Genomic DNA, 17358 nt, shown 5'->3' with positions numbered 1-17358 from the left:
TTATATATTAATATTATAACATATGAGGACACAAAAAAGACCCCTTTTTATTTAGAGATCTTTTTCTTTAGCTTGTCGCTTATTAACTTTATTAGGCCTGTAATCATTAATGAGATTATGGCGAGTACTACTATGGTTCCGCCTGGTTTTAGGCCGCCGTAGTAGGATATGGTAATTCCTAAAATCATGAATATTAGGGAAAATATTAGGGATATGATGTAGGTTTGCTTGTAGGATTTGGCTATTATCAGTGCATTTGCTACCGGTATTACCATTAAGGATGTGATCATCAAGGCTCCTACTATCTTTGCTGAAATTGCAATTGTTAGGGCTGTTAGGGCTGTAAATATTGAATTAATAAGTGCCACCCTTACTCCTGCTAGCCTTGCCATTAGGGGGTTGATTGATATATAAAGCAGGGCATTGTAGAGGTAGAAGGATGCTAGGCTTACTAGGACAAATATTATACTAACCATGATCAAATCACTAGATGATACTGTTGTTATTGAGCCAAATAGGTATGATTCAAAGGATTTGCCTCCTGGGGCAAAGTCTGAAAGGATTGCCGCAAGGCCTATGCCTAGGCTCATTATGATGGCTGTGGCCATGTCGCCAAATTCTTTAAATTTTTTCCTGATTAATTCTATTGCAAAGGCTGATATTATACAGATTATAAGGGATGTCCACATGGGATTTATTGACATAATTAATCCCATAGCTATACCTGCTAGCGATGAGTGAGAAAGGGCATCTCCTATCATGGATGTCTTTCTATTTATCATGACCATACCTATCATGGGAATGATTAGGGCAAGCATTATTCCTACCCCTAGGGCCCTTCTCATAAAATCATAGTTTAACATATGACTCCCTCCCTTAATCTAAATATCTTATCCACATAGTCGCCTAAAATTTCCATCTCGTGGGTTATCATTAAAATTGAAATCCCGTGATTGGTGTTTAGGTGGACTAAGAGTTTTAGGAAGTCGTCTTTGGACTTTTGGTCAATACCTACTGTTGGTTCATCTAAGACTAAAAGGTCAGGGTTTGCTACTAGGGCCCTTGCTATCATTACTCTTTGGGCTTGGCCTCCTGATAGTTTGTTGAAGGGCCTATCTATTAGGTTTTTGATATTTAGGCTGGTAAAGATATTTTCTACATCTTCCTTGTTAGATTTTTTAAGTTTTTTAAAGATGTTAAAATCCTTGTAGAGGTTTAGGCTTACATATTCCCAGCAGGTAACAGGAAAGGCTATTTTTATAGAATCATTGACCTGTGGGACATAGCCAAGCTTGTTATAATTTTTAAAATCTTCTATGTCTATACCAAAAAGCCTAATGGACCCCTCATCCTTTTTAAGTCCACCTAGAATTAGCTTGATGAGGGTTGACTTGCCTGATCCATTTTCTCCAGAAATTACGGCAAAGTCTCCTTTTTCAAGACTTAAATTTACATCTTTTAATATTAAATTTTCATTATATCCAAATTTTAGTTTTTCTATTTCTATAAGCTTCATGTATATATTATGCTTTTAATATAGGATTATGCTAGAGATTTGTAGATATTTTCAAGGTTTTCTTTGATTATATCCTGAATTTTAACTTCCTTATCTAGTTCTTCTTTGCTTGCAAATTCCATGGTGTTTAGTGGAGCTACTTTTGCGCCGATTTCATCAGCTATGGTCTTTGCTGCTTTATCTGAACCGCCTGCTTCATAAAATACTGTGTTTAATTTATTTGCCTTAGCTAGGTCTGTAACTTCCTTCATAGCCTTAGCATCTGGATCATCTGTTGATGTTAGGCTTGCAAGCGGAATTTGTTCTAGGCCAAAGTCTCTTGCTATATATCCGAAAGCTTGGTGAGGAACTATGAATTTCTTATTTTCTACTTTAGAGAATTTGTCTGTGTATTCTTCGATTATTCCATCAAGGTCTGCTGCGATTTTTTCGTAATTTTCTTGGTAATAATCCTTATTTGCTGGGTCAATTTCTGATAATTTATCAGCTATTACCTTAGCTTGGGCTTTGACATTTACTGGAGATAGCCAGGTGTGTGGGTCAAATTCTCCATGATGGTGGTGATGGTGACCTTCTTCGCCTTCTTCATGATCATGATCGTGGTCTGCGTCTTCGTGGTCATGGTCGGCATCTTCATGGTCGTGATCGTGGTCTGCATCTTCGTGGTCATGGTCATGGTCGTGGTCTTCTTCACTTGCCTTAATTAGATCTAAATCTTTAGAAGTATCTACCATTTCTATATCGAGACTTTCTTCTACAGAATCTTTCCATTCCTCCATGCCAGCACCATTTATAAATAACAATTTAGCTTCAGATAATTCTGCCATATCCTTAGCAGATGGCTCCCAGCCATGAGATTCGCTTGTAAGAGAGTTGAAAGCTTTTACGTTGAATTTATCTCCAGCTATTTGTTTAGTTAGATTATAGATTGGATAAAAAGATCCATAAATTTCATCGCTTGCTACTTCCTTATCTGTTTTTTGAGGCTCTTCTACCTGAGTCTTAGTATCTGCTTCTTTTGGTGATTGATTACCACAAGCTGTGAAGGCTAAGCTTAGGGCCATTAACATTAATATATTTTTATTTTTCATATAATTCTCCTTTATGCAAGTTATTTGCATTAAGTATTATATAATAAATTACCCCTCTGTCAAATAAAAAGTATAATAATATCCTAAGGAGTGATAATATGAAACTTAACGAACTCTTAAAAGACAAAAACCTAAGAATTACCAAGGCTAGGAGGATAATATTTGAATATATTTTAGAGGCTGATAGCCCTGTTTCTAGCCAAAATATCTATGACGGAATAAAAGATGAACTTGCAATTGACCTTTCTACCATCTACAGAAACTTAAATATCTTAGAAGAGAGCAATCTTCTTTTTAAGACAAGCGATCTTGACGGAATAAATTATTACCAAATAAAGAAGGAAAATCACAAGCATTTTATAACTTGCAGCCATTGCCATAAGAAATTTACAATAGAAAATTGCCCAATTCATGAGCTTGAAGGCCAAATCGAAAGAGAAACTGGCTTTATTATCGAAGGCCATAATTTCGAATTTTATGGTATTTGCCCAGACTGCCAGGCCAAGATAAATGCTTAGGAAGATATTAATATACCTTTGCCTTGCGCTTAGTCTTAGTTCTTGTGATTTAGAAAATCAACCTAGCAAGGTTGAAGAAAATCAAAGTTCCTATGTCAAAGCCCAGGTCATTCAAATTATCGATGGTGATACAATCAGGGTAAATATAAACGGAAATATAGAAAAAGTCCGCTTTGTTGGAATTAATACACCCGAGATTGCAAATAGGGACCACCCAGATGAATTTATGGGGCCAGAAGCCAAAGATTTTACAGAAAAAGCTCTAAAAGATAAGGACATTTACCTAGAAAAAGATATATCTGACAGGGATAAGTACGACAGACTTTTGCGTTATATCTGGCTAGAAGAGCCAGTAGTAAACCCAAGTACAGATGATATTGGCAAAAAAACTTTAAATGGAATCCTAGTTAAGGAAGGCCTTGCCTTTTCAAACTTTTATAAGCCAGATACCAAATACCAAGACCAGCTAGAAGCCCTAGAAAATCAAGCCATGGATAAGGCTATAGGAATCTGGTCAAGTAGAGAGGAAAATACCAAGAAAAAGGTAAAAGCCAACAAAAACTCAGGCCTCTACCACCTAGAGGGAAGTTATGGCTATAAAAACACGAAAGATAAAAACGCCATAATTTTTGATAGCGAAGAAGAAGCAAAAAAAGCTGGTTTTAGGCCAGCAAAATAAAAGAACTGCATCAACTGACCAATCCCATCCGTATTGCTGATTTGGGATTCGGTCATTTTGTGCAGTTCTTTTTCTTTGGCACGCCCTCAGGGAATCGAACCCTGATCTTGGGCTTCGGACACCCCTATTTTGCCATTAAACTAAGGACGCTTGATTGTGATGTTTGTGTAGGAGATTGGGTTTAGAAACCTCAGTGGCAAGAAGGTGTTGCCTAGGCCGCTTTCTATATAGATTGTGGATGAGCCGTATTTGAATTCTCCCCTATCGTATTTTGGAAAATAACCCTCACCTGGCGCAACTAGTGCTCCTATAAAAGGTGCTCTTACCTGGCCTCCGTGGGTGTGACCTGAAAATATAAAATCAATTCTTGGGTCATACTTATCCCTGATTTTCTTTGAAAAATGAGATAAGACTAGGTTTAAGGAATTTTCACTTGGATCAAAGGCTGCAAGATTTGCCCCAAAATAACTTGTCCCATAAATATATAGGTCATTATCTCTTATTTTAATCTTTTCTCCCTCATTTTGCAAAAATCTTATGCCTAAATCCTGGATCTGGGCATAGAATTTTTCTGAATCTTGGCTTGCTTCTTCGTGGTTGCCGCTTACAAAGTATGTTTTTATGCCAAGCTCATCTAGCTTGTTGATAAAATACATGGTCCTTTCTATTTTAGAATCTGTAGGATAATCTATCATATCCCCGGTTAAAAATATTAAGTCTGGGTCAAATTTTTTTATATTTCCTAGAACTTCCTCTAGATTCACTAGGACATTTGAGTGGAAGTCACTTATATGGGTTATTTTTATATCTGATTCGACCTTATCAGAGTAGAAAGTTTCTGTCTTTTCCCTGGCTACAAAGCACTGGTCGTGGTTGTATTTTAGGCCAAGCCCTGCCGCTAGTGCAAGGCTTGCCAAAATTACCTTATTTTTAGTTTTCATCTGCTAAATCCTCCAAATACATCTTAGCTGACATATCTGAGGCTATCCTGAAGCCTGCTCTTGGTGAAAAGGACCTGCCTGTGATATTTGGCCCATCTACTGCACATGACCTTTTAAATTGGCTTGCTGTAAAGCGTTTAAAATATGATATCAACCATTTTTTTATAGTTTTTTCATCATATTTATCAGCAAAAGCAATTATTGCATCAGCTAGGATTTCCTTAGCCTTTTTATGGTAGGTCAAGTGTTGGTAAATAAAGAAATCTATTAGCTCGTAAGGCCCTATGATTTCTTCAGTTTTTTGGCTTATTTCTCCCTTATCCTCGCTCTTAAGCTCTGGAGATACTGGAGTTTCTAAAATATCAGTTAGGACTTCTGCTAGGTCCTTATTATCTGTAAAGTGGGCATAGGATTTAATTATATACCTAAGCTCAGTTTTCATTAGGGTAGCATTTAAGGAATAATTTGACATGTGGTCGCCATTGTAGGTGGCAAATCCCTGCATACACTCGGATAAGTCTCCAGTTCCTATTACAAGACCCCCATACATATTGGCTAGGTTAAAGAGGACTTGGGTACGCATCCTGGCCTGGGCATTTTCATAGGCTGTATCTGCTGTTATCCCATCGTGACCAATGTCAGCAAGGTGCGCACTTACAGACTTGCTAATATTTATTTCTTTTAGGTCAAGTCCTAGGCTTTTTGCAAGCTTATAGGCATTTGACTTGGTCCTATCACTTGTGCCAAAGGCTGGCATGGTGTAAATGCCTATTTTATCCTTATCAAGACCCATTAGGTCATAGGCCTTATTTATGATAAGGAGGGTCATAGTCGAATCAAGGCCGCCTGATAGGCCTAGAAATACCCTATCAGCACCTATTGCCTCAAGTCTTTTTATTAGGCCAAGGGCACCTATTTCTAGGGTTTCCTTCATAAATTCATAAGAAAATTCTTCCTTAGGTAGGTATGGAAATTTTTCTACATCTACCTTCTCTTCTGTAAAATTATGGAAGTTTGGCTCATATTCTATTTCCTGGATGTCCATGAGAAATATTCCTGTATCACCCTCTAAAATTTTACCGTCTTTGGCTAGAATTTTTGATCCACTATAGACAAAGTCTGTTGAAGACTCACCAGGGCCTGCTGAGGCGTTAACATATATAAGGTCTTTTGATAAATACTCTATATCCTTTCTAAGATCATCATCAGAGCCAATTGTTCTAGTAAAAGCTGACGGGTTCAGAATAATATCAGCTCCCATCTTTTTGAGGTCAAAGGCTTTTGGGTAGGATTCAAAGTCATCTTCACCTACAGATATTCCTATTTTAAGGCCTGATATGAAATTTACAAAAGGTTCGTAATCTAGTTCGTAGTCAAAAGCCCTAAATGTTCCCTCTGGCTTATCAGAAAATATGGATTTTTCATAATTTTTAAGTTCAGACTTAGTCACAAGTCCAAGTAGGTCTCCACCCTTAATTAGGGCTACCGCATTGTAAATACCAAATTTTGTCTTAATTGGTAGACCTATAGTAAAGGCCAAATCAAAGTTCTTACTAAATTCTACTAAGTCCCTTAGGCCATTTTCAGCCGCCTCTAGAAGGTCGCCTTCTAAATATGAGTCGTAAAGGCTTGCCCCTGTTAGGCAAAGCTCTGGCAAACATAGAATATTTACTTTCTCTTCTTCACAATTCTTAATTATTTCTTTTATTTTTTTAAGATTGGCTTTTACATTTCCAAGAGCTAGTGGGAAATTTTTAGCCGTAATTTTTATTTTTCTTTTCATTTTATCACCTAATCTTATTTTACCCCTTGTGGACAAAAAAAGAGGACCCCGGAGGGCCCATCTTAAGATTTTTATAGTTTTTCTATTTCTTCGATTAGAGCAGGAACAACTTTGTGGAAGTCACCAACTATACCGTATTTAGCGTGTTTGAAGAACTTAGCTGATTCATCATTGTTTATTACTACAACAGTTTTAGCTTCTTCTACTCCCTTTAAGTGTTGCATTGCTCCAGATATACCGATTCCTATATATAGGTCTCCCTTAAATTTCCTACCAGAAAGTCCGATATATTGTCTAAGTGGTATATATTTTTTAACTTCTGCTATTGGTCTTGATCCGCTTAGAACTGAACCTGTAAGATTTGCAAGCTTCTTAGCAATTTCTACGTTGCCTTCTTCACCAATACCCATACCTATAGCTACTACTCTGTCAGCTTCTTCAACTGAGCCTTCTAGGTCTACTGGTTCAGCCTTTAGTTTATAACCATCAGCTACAAGAGCTGCTACTAATTTCTTAGCTGCTTCTTTTGGATCTCCTGTGAAGATTTCTTGTTTCTTTTCTGCTTCTTGAGCTACTGGTTTTTCAACCTTTTTAGCTGTCTTATCTTTTGGAAGGATGTAGCCTGAGATTACAAGTTTCATGATTTCATTTGTTCCTTCATAAATTTGAGTAATCTTAGCATCTCTGTAGTGTCTTTCTACATCTACACCTTTTATAAAGCCTGAACCACCATATAGTTGTAGGGCTTTAGATGTAAGTTTTTCAGCAAGGTCTGATGCGTAAAGTTTAGCCATTGCAGCATCCTTACCATAGCCTTTTACGTGAGCATCTTTCTTCTTAGCTGCATCATAAACTAATAGTCTAGCTGCCTTAAGCTCTGTAGCCATTTGTGCTAAGGTGAAAGAGTTGTATTGGAAATGACCTACTGCCTTACCAAATTGAATTCTATTCATTGAGTATTCTAGAGCTGATTCATAAGCACCTTGAGCTATACCTAGGGCTTGACTTGCTATACCAATTCTACCACCATCAAGGATCATCATTGCGTATTTAAAGCCCTTGTTTAGTTCACCAAGTAGGTTTTCTTTTGGAACTTTTACATCTTTAAAGTGAAGCTCAGCTGTAATTGATGATCTAATACCTAATTTGTCGTATGGTTCTGAGAAGGTAAAACCTTCAAAGTCCTTATCAACTATAAACATTGATATACCGTGATTACCCTTGCCTGGTTCTGTAACTGCTGTTACTAGATAGGTTTGGGCTTCTGGTGCGTTTGTTATAAAGATTTTCTTACCATTTAATAGGTAGTAATCTCCCTTATCTACTGCAGTTGTTTCTGTTCCTGCTGAGTCTGAACCAGCATTGTCTTCTGTAAGACCGAAACCACCGATATAAGTTCCATCTACAAGAGGTCTTAGATATTTTTCTTTTTGTTCTTCAGTACCAAATTCATTGATTCCCCATGTACCTAGTGAGGTATGAGCTGAACAAATTACACCTACGCCACCATCTACTCTTGATAGTTCTTCGACTGCTATAGAATAGTGTTCGTTAGTTAAGCCTGCTCCACCGTATTTTTCATCGAAAGGTATTCCCATAAGGCCCATTTGACCCATTTCCTTTACAATTTCTGCAGGGAATTCTTTAGTCTGGTCTAAGTGAAAGGCTATAGGTTTAACCTTTTCCTCAGCAAAAGCCCTAACGACTTTTCTAAATTCTTCTAGATCTCTTGGTAAATTAAATGCCATATTATCTCCTTTTATTTTTATTAGATAAATTATATTGTATAAAGTATTATAACTTTTATATCCTAATAAAATGATACCCATATTTTATCAATCCAAACATTAAAATGATAATTATTTGCAATTGTTTATTTATTGTCAAGAAAATGTTTCTATTTCTCAAAAAACAGGTATAGTTAAGTTGAAATAATAATAAAGGAGTGCGTATGTACAATATAATAGAGGTACTTGATAATATATTCTGGGTCGGAGTAAATGACCGCAGAATTGCAAGATTTGAGAATATGTTTGAAGTTCCAAATGGAGTTTCATATAACTCTTTTGTAATCAAGGATGAGAAGAATGTTCTAATGGATTCTGTTGAGGGAGCCTTTACTAGACAATATCTAGAAAATATCAAGGCAGCCCTTGATGGTGAAGATCTTGATTATATAGTTATAAGCCACATGGAACCTGATCACTGCAGAAACATAGACTTTGTCCTAAAGGAATACCCAAATTGTAAATTTGTTGGTAATGCAAAAACATTTAAATTATACGAACAATTCTATAATGATAATTTCAAAGATAGGTATTATGAAATCAAAGATGGCGATGAGCTAAATATTGGTAAGAGAAATCTTAAATTTGTCTTTGCTCCAATGGTTCACTGGCCAGAAGTATTTATGACCTATGAAACAAACGAAGGACTCTTCTTCTCAGCAGATGCCTTTGGTGCTTTCAATGCTATAGCTGGTAATATCGAAGCTAGCAAGGTTATCCACAAGGGTGACTGGCTAGAACAAGCTAGACGTTACTATATAAATATAGTTGGTAAACAAGGCAAGATGGTTCAAAACCTATTTAAAAAGGTTGAAGGACTTCCAATCAACACTATCCTTCCACTACACGGACCTGTTTATAAGGATAAGGAATCAATCGAATTTATCCTTGAAAAATACAGCCGTTGGGCAGGATTTATTCCAGAAAATAAGGGTGTTGCTATAGTATTCTCATCAATGTATGGAGATACAGAACAAGCAAGTGATATCCTTGCCGCAGAGCTAGCTAAGCTTGGTGTAGAAGACATAGTTTTATATGATGTAAGTGATTGGGACCCATCATATCCAATAGCAGATTGCCATAGATTCAGCCACCAAGTATTTGCACCAATCAACTACAATGCTGGTCTTTATTACAAAATGGATGCCTTCCTAAGAGAGCTTGTAGGTACAGGATATAAAAATAGAACAGTTTCTTTCTTAAACAACTGGTCATGGGGCGGAAAATCCCTTGAGATTTCAAAAGAAATCTTAGAACCGGCTAAATGTAAATACATCGGCGAAGATGTAAAAATAAATTCAGCAGTAAAAGAACCACAAATAGCAGAACTTAAAGAACTTGCTAAGGTTATAGCTGAAGATATTAAAAATACAGAAATCTAATATATTTTCTTATTAACAAAACCCCAGGTCTATCCTTAAAAATGATTGGCCCTGGGGTTCTTATTATAAAATTTCTTCTATTTTTCCCTTTAATTTCTTTGTCTCTTCATAAACATTTTCTGCATCCATTATAGCCCTTACAACACAAATCCCATCGATAGCAGATCCTTCTAAAACATCTACATTATCAAAATTAAGGCCGCCTATAGCATAGACATCTATAGCTACTTTTTCCTTGATTTCTTTTAGAGTTTCTACAGAGGTCCTTCTGGTTTTGACATGGGTTTTGGTTTCAAAAATCGCCCCCACTCCCAAATAATCAGCACCAGCTTCCTCTGCCTCTTTGGCCTTTTCTACCGACTTGGCTGTTGCTCCTATTAGGGCATCAGGCCCTAAAAGCTTCCTGCAAAGGCCAACTGGCATATCATCTTCTCCAACATGGACCCCACAAGCCAGGGCCCAGGCTAAATGTGGCTTATCATCTATTAGCATAGGGACCTTATACTTATCACAAAGGGCCTTGACCTTTTTGCCAAGGTCAAGTATTTCCCCATCAGTTTTTTCCTTTTCCCTAAGTTGGAGGATATCCACTCCTCCCCTAAGTGCCTCCTCTATTCTTCTAAGAAATTCTTCTTCTGTGTATTTATCAGAATTTGTCACCAGATATAATTTTTTCAAATTTCTCCCTCCTTGATTTTTGCATGATCAATTATAATTTCATCACTTATTGTCCCAATCTTATCCATAAGATCTACAAAAAAGCTGTAAGGCTTATCTTTATCCGACATTTCTGCACCGATTTCCATAATTAGCATGGCAAGTAGGCTTGCATTTATGACATCGGTCACCGCTATAAAGGCTGAAATTAAGCCTGTAAGCATGCAGCCTGTTGCAGTTATATTAGATAGTTCTGGACAACCATTTTCTATTAGGTAATACTTATTATCTTTTACCAAAATATCAATCTTACCAGTAAGAAGAACTGCCGCCTGGTATTTCTTACTTAAGGCTTGGCAAGTTTTTATCAAATATTCTAGGCTCTTATCCTCATCATCTTTACCAACATCGACTCCCTTGGCAGAAGAAGCTCCCTTAGCTAGGGCTATAATTTCTGAGGCATTACCCTTGAGTAAAGAAAATTTATATTTATCAAATAAATTTTTAGCAAAGTTAAGTCTTAACTTGCTCGCCCCAATTCCTACCAGGTCTATTACTATAGGTAGACCCTTCTTACTTGCAAAAAAAGATGCCCTATCCATGGCTTCCATTCTTTGCTGGTTGATATTGCCCAGATTTATTGATAGGGCATCTGCCTTTGGGGTTATATCTTCCATCTCTTGTGGATGCTCAGCGCAAATTGGCTTAGCACCCACAAATAAGATTGAATTTGCAACCATATTTATGGCTATGGGATTGGTAATGGCATGGATTAGGGGTTCTTTTTTTCTTATCTCTGCCCTAATTTTTACTAGGTCTTTTAGATTTTTCATAAGCTTGGATTCCTAAAGAATTTTGTATCTTTATCAGCATATTTGATCCTTGGAGGGTCTTTAAGAAGATAAAAGCTACTGAGCCTCCTAAGAGAGTTGCTATAAAAAAGCTTGGAATATAGTAGAATAAGGCAATATTTTTATTTCCCAAAAATAGGGTCATTACAGGTGCTGATATTATTGCCCCGATTATTCCTGTTCCTATAATCTCACCTATTACAGCTGCTATTATTGAACCCTTAGTCTTTCTATATAAAATTCCAGAAAGGACCGCCCCAAAAACTTGGCCAGTCACTGCAAGAGGTGGAATACTTAAAAAAGTCATCCTGATAAAGGCAGTGAGGATTGCATTTGCAAGGCTATACCAAGGTCCCATAAAGACTGAACAAACTATATTTACAAAGTGAGCCGTTGGCGCAAAGCCTTCAAATCTGAGGATGGGTGAAATTACTACTCCAATTGTTACAAACATGGATAAAGTTATCATGATATAAGTTTTGTTTTTTTCTTTCATTTTACTCTCCTTTTGAGGAGTTTGGGTCTAATTTTTATAAATTGGCTAATTTTTTCTATAGACTCGACAAATTCTCCTCCTATATCTTTGAAATTTGGTGCAAGGTATTAAAAATAGCAATAAATTCTTGCTACAATTATATCCTCCACCTAGCCTATAAAAACCTAAGTCAACTACAAACTTAGATTCCAGCGCCTCCACTGCATTATTTAAAGTGGTAAATGCTCATCTCTTTTTAAATTACAACCTTTCTTTGTAAGCATCTTTTCTTAAGCGATAGAAAGTGGTCTGCCCGATCTACCGCTAAACGATCTTCACAAGAAAGTTTAATCAAAGATAAAAGTGAAATAAAAAAAGAAACAGCACAAAGACTGTTTCAAAAAAATTCATGATAAGAATCAACTCATAAAAAAGATTGCGACTAGCTACGTTGGCATTATCCAAATCAGCTAAGGTCGAAGATTAACTTCCTCTCAGATCTTTAAAGAACTCCCTTGTCTATACCTATGTTAGTATAAAATGATTTTTTTGTCAATGAAAATCGAAACTTTCCTTATAAATAAGTTTTTAGTTTATCAATTTTTTTATTAATGAAAAGTTTTTCTAAATAAAGAGGATATCTTAAGAAATTGGCAAAAAATCTTAGGATCTCTCATCTGTAATTATATGTTCTAAGCCGCAATGATCTGACTTAAGATATTCTTTAATAAAAGATGGATATGCTTTATAGTTATCAAGTTCATCAATTGGAATCCAGTGCATAGATTCTTTAAGCCCCTCCATGGTGTAGCTATTACTCTTAAGATTCTTATTGCCCTTAGGCTTCATCATGTAATAAAAGCAAATCTCATGGCAATCGACGCCTTCTAAATTAGAACTTCCTACAAAGAAATTCTCATGGATTATAGCCAAATAATCCACTTCATAATTAATTCCTGTTTCTTCGAATACTTCTCTTTTTACAGCTTCTTCAGAACTTTCCCCCAGATGTACTCCGCCACCAACGGAATAGTAATAGTCCTCTACTTCATTTCCCGCAAACAAAAGGCAATCTTCTTCAACTATAATGGCAGCCGCCCTATACCTAAACCGCTTATTACCTTTTCTAAATCCACAATCCTGATCCATCTCTATCTCCCCTAACTCTATTTTCAATTTCCACAAAAACAAAAATGACCCGGATGGGTCAACTTTGTTTTTTCTTAGATTTGATTTTTATATAATGAGAATTTTTAAACAATTTATTTAATGAATCATAAAACAAATCATAAAATGATTTTATTATCAAAAAAGCTAAAAATCTCGTTTTATAAGTATTTTTAAACTCAAATTGCTTTGACAAAATTATTGAAATGTATCCGCAAATTCTAAGAATATATGCTCAAAATTGGGCACAACCAACTGCTTTTTGCCAAAAACTTTTTTTAATTAAAGCTATAGTGTCGGCAGAACTTTCTATTTATTTTCTTTCAGAAAATAAAGACAAGTTCATGCCTCCACATAAGTCTTTCCATAACTCACACTTCGTGCTCGCTAGGACAAGGCTATAGTATCGGCAGAACTTTCTGATTATTTTATTTCAGAAAATAAAGATAAGTTCATGCCTCTACATAAGTCTTTCCATAATTTTCCTTCAGGACAAATTAGGACAAGGCTATAGCATCGGTGGAACTTTCTGCTCATTTTCTTTCAGAAAAAGAGGACAAGTTCATACCTCTACATAAGTATTTCCATAACTCGAACTTCGTTCTCGTTAGGACAAGGCTATAGCATCGGTGGAACTTTCTGCTCATTTTCTTTCAGAAAAAGAGGACAAGTTCATACCTCTGCATAAGTATTTCCATAACTCGAACTTCGTTCTCGTTAGGACAATGCTATAGCTTCGATTTCTATTACTGCTCCTTTTGGTATGTTTGCTACTTCTAGGGCGCTTCTTGCTGGTTTGTGGTCACCGAAGAATTCTTCGTATACTTCATTAAAGGCTGCGAAGTCTTCGATTTTATCTAAAAATACATTGCATTTTATTATTTTATCAACTGATGAACCTGCTTCTTCTACTATAGCTTTGATATTTTCTAGAGCTCTTTTTGTAGCCTTTTTGATATCACTTTCAAGTTCTCCTGTTGCTGGATCTAATGGGAGTTGGCCTGATGTGAATATTAAATTATCTGTTGCTATTGCTTGTACGTATGCTCCTACTGCTGCTGGTGCTTTCTCTGTATTGATTGCTTTCATATTTCCTCCTAGTTAATTTTTAAGAATTCTTCAAGGGTTAGCTTGTTATCATAGATCTCTTTGGCATTTTCAACACCCACAAATCTAAAGTGCCATGGTTGGGCCTTGTGGTGGGTTATGTTTTCTTTGCCTTTTGGATATCTCTCGATAAAGCCGTATTTATAGGCATTTTCTGCTAGCCACTTGTATTGAGCTGTCGCTTCAAATTTATCGTTATATTTGCTGCCTTCGGTAAAAAAATCGAAGGCCACACCTAGTTGGTGCTCACTTGTTCCAGGTTTTGAGGCATCTACCTCACCTGCTTCAAACATCTTTTGCTCAAGATCATAGCCTCTATAATCAGATGCTATCCTTAGGTCTAGGTTTTCCCTTGCCATATCTTGACGCATTGTCTCAAAAGCACGTCTGGCTGTCTTATCTACCCCTGGATCAAAATTAGCTGATAGTGGGTAGGCTTCACTTACATAAGCTAAGCCATTTACAACCTTTATCTGTTCATTTTTACCTAGCCTTGCAAGTCCATACTTATTTACATAATAATAGGTGTCATCTATCTTTACCTTGGCAAAGCCATTTTCACAGCCATAAAAACCTAAATATGCGCCTTCCTTAATGAATTTATCTGTTTTTGAATAATCATTAGGAAATTGGTAGGCATATTGGGTTTGCATGCATTTTACATATTCAATTAATTGATCTTGGTATGAGCTATCTTCTATTTTTAGCTCATCTGCTATATCTGTATCTTTAAAACCAATCTCTGTGGCTACATGAACATCACGTTCTTGCGTTTTCTTATCTTCGTTAGTTTCTCTGACAAGATCACCTGAAGCCATTCTGTATTCACTTGGCCTTTTGATTTGGTAGGTATCTTTTTCAGGTATGGCAAATTTGATGGTGGTGATTGTAAGTAGTGCACCTACCCCAAGCAAAATCGCCCTTTTTCTTTTCTTTCTTGCTTCGCGTCTTTTGCGTCTCTTAAGCTCTCTTATTCCTTTGTTTGACATTTTCAATCCTCTATTTATTTCAATATTTTTGTGAGTCTTTTGGATAAGTAAAATTTTGCATAATTATAAATATATTTCAATTCATAGCTTTAGCGCTGTTTTACCATTTGCTATATTCATTATAACATCTTTTGGAAAAAAAACCTAGGGCAAAATGTGGATTTTTTGATGTTTTATAAGAAAAATCCGACTTATTTGTCGGATTTTTACATTTTTTAGTTTTATTTTGACTATTTCTTAAAAATTGATACGATATAGCTTAAAAAGCTTCTGTTTTTCATATTTTTCTCTTGCAATTTTTTATCAATCTTTTTATTTATATTTATATTATTGTCTGATTGATTTTTATTTTTTACATTTTTAGAAGCTTCAATGGATTTTATCATAAGAACTTCTTGAGCATTAATATTTTTAATATTGTCTACCTTTTTATAAAAACCTGACCTATCCATTTTTCTCATCTTTACATCATCAGAAAACATTAGATTGGTGAAGTCTAATATATATTTCTTTATCCTACAATCTTCTATTGGAACAGCTACTTCCATCCTATTTCTAATATTTCTTGTCATAAAATCAGCTGATGATATATAAATTTTTGGATTAGTCTTGCCAAATTGATAGATTCTATGATGTTCTAGAAATCTTCCCACTACTTGGTAAATTTCAAGATTGTCAGTTTTACCTTCAATTCCTGGCAGGATGCAAGTTATGCCCCTTACCATCATTTCTATTTTAACGCCTGCTTGAGATGCCCTTGCCAGCCTATTAATTAAAACCCTATCAGAAATGGAATTCATTTTTAACCTTATATAGGCTTCTTCTCCCCTTTGAGCCTTATCTATCTGATCATCTATTAGATCATATAGTCCTACTTGCATTGATTTTGGGGCAACCAAGAGCTTTTTATAAGTACCTTCGAGATTTCCTATTAGGATATTATCAAAAAGATCTTTGCAATCTTGGCCAATTACCATATCACTTGTCATGAAGGAAAAATCTGTGTAGAGTTTGGCTGTTTTTTCGTTGTAATTTCCTGTAGCTATTTGTGAAATAAAGGATATTTCTTCATTTTCATACCTGGTTATTAGACATACTTTTGAATGGCACTTGTAGTGGTCAAAGCCATAAACAATCTTACAACCAGCCTCTTCTAGCCTTGATGACCACAAGATATTATTGTTCTCATCAAATCTTGCCCTTAATTCCATTAGGGCGATGACTTCCTTGCCTGCCTCTGCTGCCTTTATTAGAGCTGCTGCAATCTTTGAATCCTTGGCTATCCTATATAAGGTTATCTTTATGGAATCAACGCTTGGATCTTCTGCTGCCTCTTCTAAAAGTCTTATCATAGGATCCATTGACTCATAAGGATATGATAAAATTAGGTCCTTTTCTAGAATTTGTTCTATCATTGGCCTTTGAGGATCGACCATGGCTGATGCTTGTGGGCTAAATTCTTCAAATGAATGTTCTTTTTGAAAATCTTCTGGAAGGGCACTTATAAAATCATAGATAAAGCCTAATTGCATAGGTGTTCTTGATGTGAAGATTGATTTTTTGTCTAAAGCGAAGCTTTTGCATAAAAAATCTATATCTAGAAGACTTAAGTCCTTGTCAACCTCTAACCTAACTGGTTCTAGCCTCTTTCTTTTTTTAAGTTTTCCCTTCATATAGGACCTAAAATCCATATCAACATCGTAATCATCATCATCAAAACTTATATCGGTATTGCGGGTTAGGCTTATAACATAGGAATTGTGGCATTTGTATCCTTCGAAGACTTCTTTTCCAAATTCTTTGATTATCTCTTCGATAAAAACATAATTTGATTCAGATATTCTAACAAACCTATCTAGCCTATCAGGTACGTAAATTATTCCGACTGTTTCCTTTGGGTTTTGACTTTTAACCTTCTTTTTTTCTAGATCAAACACTACCGAAAGGCTTAAGTTTGCGAGTCTTGGCATTGGGTGGACCCTATCTATTATCTGAAAGGAAAGAATAGGTTCGATTTTTGAATCAAAATAAATCTGACAACTACTCTTCTCTCTTTCTGATAAATCTTTTACTCTTGATATTTTTATCCCTTCTTCAGCCAAGTCATAAACAAGGTCTTCGTAGATATCATCCTTTTGTTCATACATTGGTACAAGTTTTGCTAAAATCGCATCAATCTGCTGGCTGGCCGTCATCTTTGACTTGCCATCTACAGGTTCTTTTTTAAGGTGAGATAGGTCTGTGAGAGATCCTACCCTTACCATAAAAAATTCTTCCAAGTTACTGTCATATATGGATAAAAACTTAAACCTTTCAAGTAGGGGCACATTTTTATCCCTTGCTTCATCTATGACTCTTTTGTTAAATTCAAGCCAAGATAACTCCCTATTTTGCGTAAAGCTTATATCTGTCATA

General features: G+C 35.8%; 16 protein-coding genes and 1 tRNA gene. 3 read left to right on the top strand and 14 right to left on the bottom strand.

Annotated features, from left to right (window positions below; translation table 11 throughout):
* Nucleotides 1-47 precede the first annotated feature (47 nt).
* From C8269_RS00310 to C8269_RS00300, 3 genes are read right to left on the bottom strand one after another with little or no spacing between them, the layout of a single operon-like run.
* On the bottom strand, nt 48-863 hold the full coding sequence (locus tag C8269_RS00310) for a metal ABC transporter permease (RefSeq protein WP_106459900.1): 816 nt from the start codon (nt 861-863) through the stop codon (nt 48-50).
* The gene (locus tag C8269_RS00305; protein ID WP_106459899.1) at nt 857-1516 is read right to left on the bottom strand and encodes a metal ABC transporter ATP-binding protein; all 660 of its coding nucleotides are present in this window, start codon (nt 1514-1516) and stop codon (nt 857-859) included. Before C8269_RS00305 ends, C8269_RS00310 begins: the two co-directional genes overlap by 7 nt.
* A 26-nt stretch (nt 1517-1542) precedes the next feature.
* Nucleotides 1543-2607 (bottom strand): metal ABC transporter solute-binding protein, Zn/Mn family, encoded by a 1065-nt coding sequence (locus C8269_RS00300; protein WP_106459898.1) that lies wholly within the window; start codon nt 2605-2607, stop codon nt 1543-1545.
* Nucleotides 2608-2705: 98 nt separating this feature from the next.
* Between C8269_RS00300 and C8269_RS00295 the strand changes: the two genes are divergently transcribed.
* Together C8269_RS00295 and C8269_RS00290 are read left to right on the top strand one after the other, a co-directional pair.
* The gene (locus tag C8269_RS00295) at nt 2706-3125 is read left to right on the top strand and encodes a Fur family transcriptional regulator (protein ID WP_106459897.1); all 420 of its coding nucleotides are present in this window, start codon (nt 2706-2708) and stop codon (nt 3123-3125) included.
* Nucleotides 3118-3804, top strand: a complete 687-nt coding sequence (locus tag C8269_RS00290; RefSeq protein WP_106459896.1) for a thermonuclease family protein — start codon at nt 3118-3120, stop codon at nt 3802-3804. The genes C8269_RS00295 and C8269_RS00290 overlap by 8 nt, the downstream gene beginning before the upstream one ends.
* Before the next feature lie 76 nt (nt 3805-3880).
* Here the strand turns inward: C8269_RS00290 and C8269_RS00285 are convergent.
* From C8269_RS00285 to C8269_RS00270, 4 genes are all read right to left on the bottom strand, one after another.
* A tRNA-Arg gene (locus tag C8269_RS00285) sits at nt 3881-3954 on the bottom strand.
* The gene (locus C8269_RS00280) at nt 3945-4745 is read right to left on the bottom strand and encodes a metallophosphoesterase (protein ID WP_106459895.1); all 801 of its coding nucleotides are present in this window, start codon (nt 4743-4745) and stop codon (nt 3945-3947) included. Before C8269_RS00280 ends, C8269_RS00285 begins: the two co-directional genes overlap by 10 nt.
* Nucleotides 4735-6528 (bottom strand): NAD(+) synthase, encoded by a 1794-nt coding sequence (nadE, locus tag C8269_RS00275; RefSeq protein WP_106459894.1) that lies wholly within the window; start codon nt 6526-6528, stop codon nt 4735-4737. Before nadE ends, C8269_RS00280 begins: the two co-directional genes overlap by 11 nt.
* Nucleotides 6529-6599: 71 nt before the next feature.
* On the bottom strand, nt 6600-8276 hold the full coding sequence (locus C8269_RS00270; protein ID WP_106459893.1) for an acyl-CoA dehydrogenase family protein: 1677 nt from the start codon (nt 8274-8276) through the stop codon (nt 6600-6602).
* 203 nt (nt 8277-8479) lie between these two features.
* Here C8269_RS00270 and C8269_RS00265 point away from each other — a divergent pair, with 203 nt between their 5' ends.
* Complete coding sequence (locus tag C8269_RS00265) at nt 8480-9697, top strand: FprA family A-type flavoprotein (protein WP_106459892.1); 1218 nt, start codon at nt 8480-8482, stop codon at nt 9695-9697.
* 63 nt (nt 9698-9760) lie between these two features.
* Here C8269_RS00265 and thiE read toward each other — a convergent pair whose 3' ends face one another.
* The 7 genes from thiE to ppk1 all read right to left on the bottom strand — a co-directional run bounded on the left by thiE (nt 9761) and on the right by ppk1 (nt 17357).
* Complete coding sequence (gene thiE / locus C8269_RS00260) at nt 9761-10375, bottom strand: thiamine phosphate synthase (protein ID WP_106459891.1); 615 nt, start codon at nt 10373-10375, stop codon at nt 9761-9763.
* The gene (gene thiM, locus C8269_RS00255) at nt 10372-11187 is read right to left on the bottom strand and encodes a hydroxyethylthiazole kinase (protein WP_106459890.1); all 816 of its coding nucleotides are present in this window, start codon (nt 11185-11187) and stop codon (nt 10372-10374) included. Before thiM ends, thiE begins: the two co-directional genes overlap by 4 nt.
* On the bottom strand, nt 11156-11701 hold the full coding sequence (gene thiW, locus C8269_RS00250; RefSeq protein ID WP_106459889.1) for an energy coupling factor transporter S component ThiW: 546 nt from the start codon (nt 11699-11701) through the stop codon (nt 11156-11158). Before thiW ends, thiM begins: the two co-directional genes overlap by 32 nt.
* A 642-nt stretch (nt 11702-12343) precedes the next feature.
* Nucleotides 12344-12829: an NUDIX hydrolase gene (locus C8269_RS00245; RefSeq protein ID WP_106459888.1), complete on the bottom strand. Its 486-nt coding sequence runs from the start codon at nt 12827-12829 to the stop codon at nt 12344-12346.
* Nucleotides 12830-13564: 735 nt separating this feature from the next.
* Nucleotides 13565-13936, bottom strand: a complete 372-nt coding sequence (locus C8269_RS00240) for a RidA family protein (RefSeq protein ID WP_106459887.1) — start codon at nt 13934-13936, stop codon at nt 13565-13567.
* Nucleotides 13937-13944: 8 nt separating this feature from the next.
* Entirely contained in the window at nt 13945-14943 is a 999-nt protein-coding gene (locus C8269_RS00235; protein WP_106459886.1) for a M15 family metallopeptidase, read from the bottom strand.
* A 230-nt stretch (nt 14944-15173) separates the two neighbouring features.
* Complete coding sequence (ppk1, locus tag C8269_RS00230; protein WP_106459885.1) at nt 15174-17357, bottom strand: polyphosphate kinase 1; 2184 nt, start codon at nt 17355-17357, stop codon at nt 15174-15176.
* Nucleotide 17358 lies beyond the last annotated feature (1 nt).

It is taken from the genome of Anaerococcus sp. Marseille-P3915 (assembly GCF_900258475.1).
GTDB lineage: Bacteria > Bacillota > Clostridia > Tissierellales > Peptoniphilaceae > Anaerococcus > Anaerococcus kampingae.
Note: the sequence above shows the minus strand (reverse complement) of the source record. Positions and strands in the feature narration are given on the sequence as shown.

Excerpts from the sequence above, each read along its gene's own strand:
- C8269_RS00310 (WP_106459900.1), bottom strand. The coding sequence starts at position 863 with ATGTTAAACTATGATTTTATGAGAAGGGCCCTAGGGGTAGGAATAATG.
- C8269_RS00305 (WP_106459899.1), bottom strand. The coding sequence starts at position 1,516 with ATGAAGCTTATAGAAATAGAAAAACTAAAATTTGGATATAATGAAAAT.
- C8269_RS00300 (WP_106459898.1), bottom strand. The coding sequence starts at position 2,607 with ATGAAAAATAAAAATATATTAATGTTAATGGCCCTAAGCTTAGCCTTC.
- C8269_RS00295 (WP_106459897.1), top strand. The coding sequence starts at position 2,706 with ATGAAACTTAACGAACTCTTAAAAGACAAAAACCTAAGAATTACCAAG.
- C8269_RS00290 (WP_106459896.1), top strand. The coding sequence starts at position 3,118 with ATGCTTAGGAAGATATTAATATACCTTTGCCTTGCGCTTAGTCTTAGT.
- C8269_RS00280 (WP_106459895.1), bottom strand. The coding sequence starts at position 4,745 with ATGAAAACTAAAAATAAGGTAATTTTGGCAAGCCTTGCACTAGCGGCA.
- nadE (WP_106459894.1), bottom strand. The coding sequence starts at position 6,528 with ATGAAAAGAAAAATAAAAATTACGGCTAAAAATTTCCCACTAGCTCTT.
- C8269_RS00270 (WP_106459893.1), bottom strand. The coding sequence starts at position 8,276 with ATGGCATTTAATTTACCAAGAGATCTAGAAGAATTTAGAAAAGTCGTT.
- C8269_RS00265 (WP_106459892.1), top strand. The coding sequence starts at position 8,480 with ATGTACAATATAATAGAGGTACTTGATAATATATTCTGGGTCGGAGTA.
- thiM (WP_106459890.1), bottom strand. The coding sequence starts at position 11,187 with ATGAAAAATCTAAAAGACCTAGTAAAAATTAGGGCAGAGATAAGAAAA.
- thiW (WP_106459889.1), bottom strand. The coding sequence starts at position 11,701 with ATGAAAGAAAAAAACAAAACTTATATCATGATAACTTTATCCATGTTT.
- C8269_RS00245 (WP_106459888.1), bottom strand. The coding sequence starts at position 12,829 with ATGGATCAGGATTGTGGATTTAGAAAAGGTAATAAGCGGTTTAGGTAT.
- C8269_RS00240 (WP_106459887.1), bottom strand. The coding sequence starts at position 13,936 with ATGAAAGCAATCAATACAGAGAAAGCACCAGCAGCAGTAGGAGCATAC.
- C8269_RS00235 (WP_106459886.1), bottom strand. The coding sequence starts at position 14,943 with ATGTCAAACAAAGGAATAAGAGAGCTTAAGAGACGCAAAAGACGCGAA.
- ppk1 (WP_106459885.1), bottom strand. The coding sequence starts at position 17,357 with ATGACAGATATAAGCTTTACGCAAAATAGGGAGTTATCTTGGCTTGAA.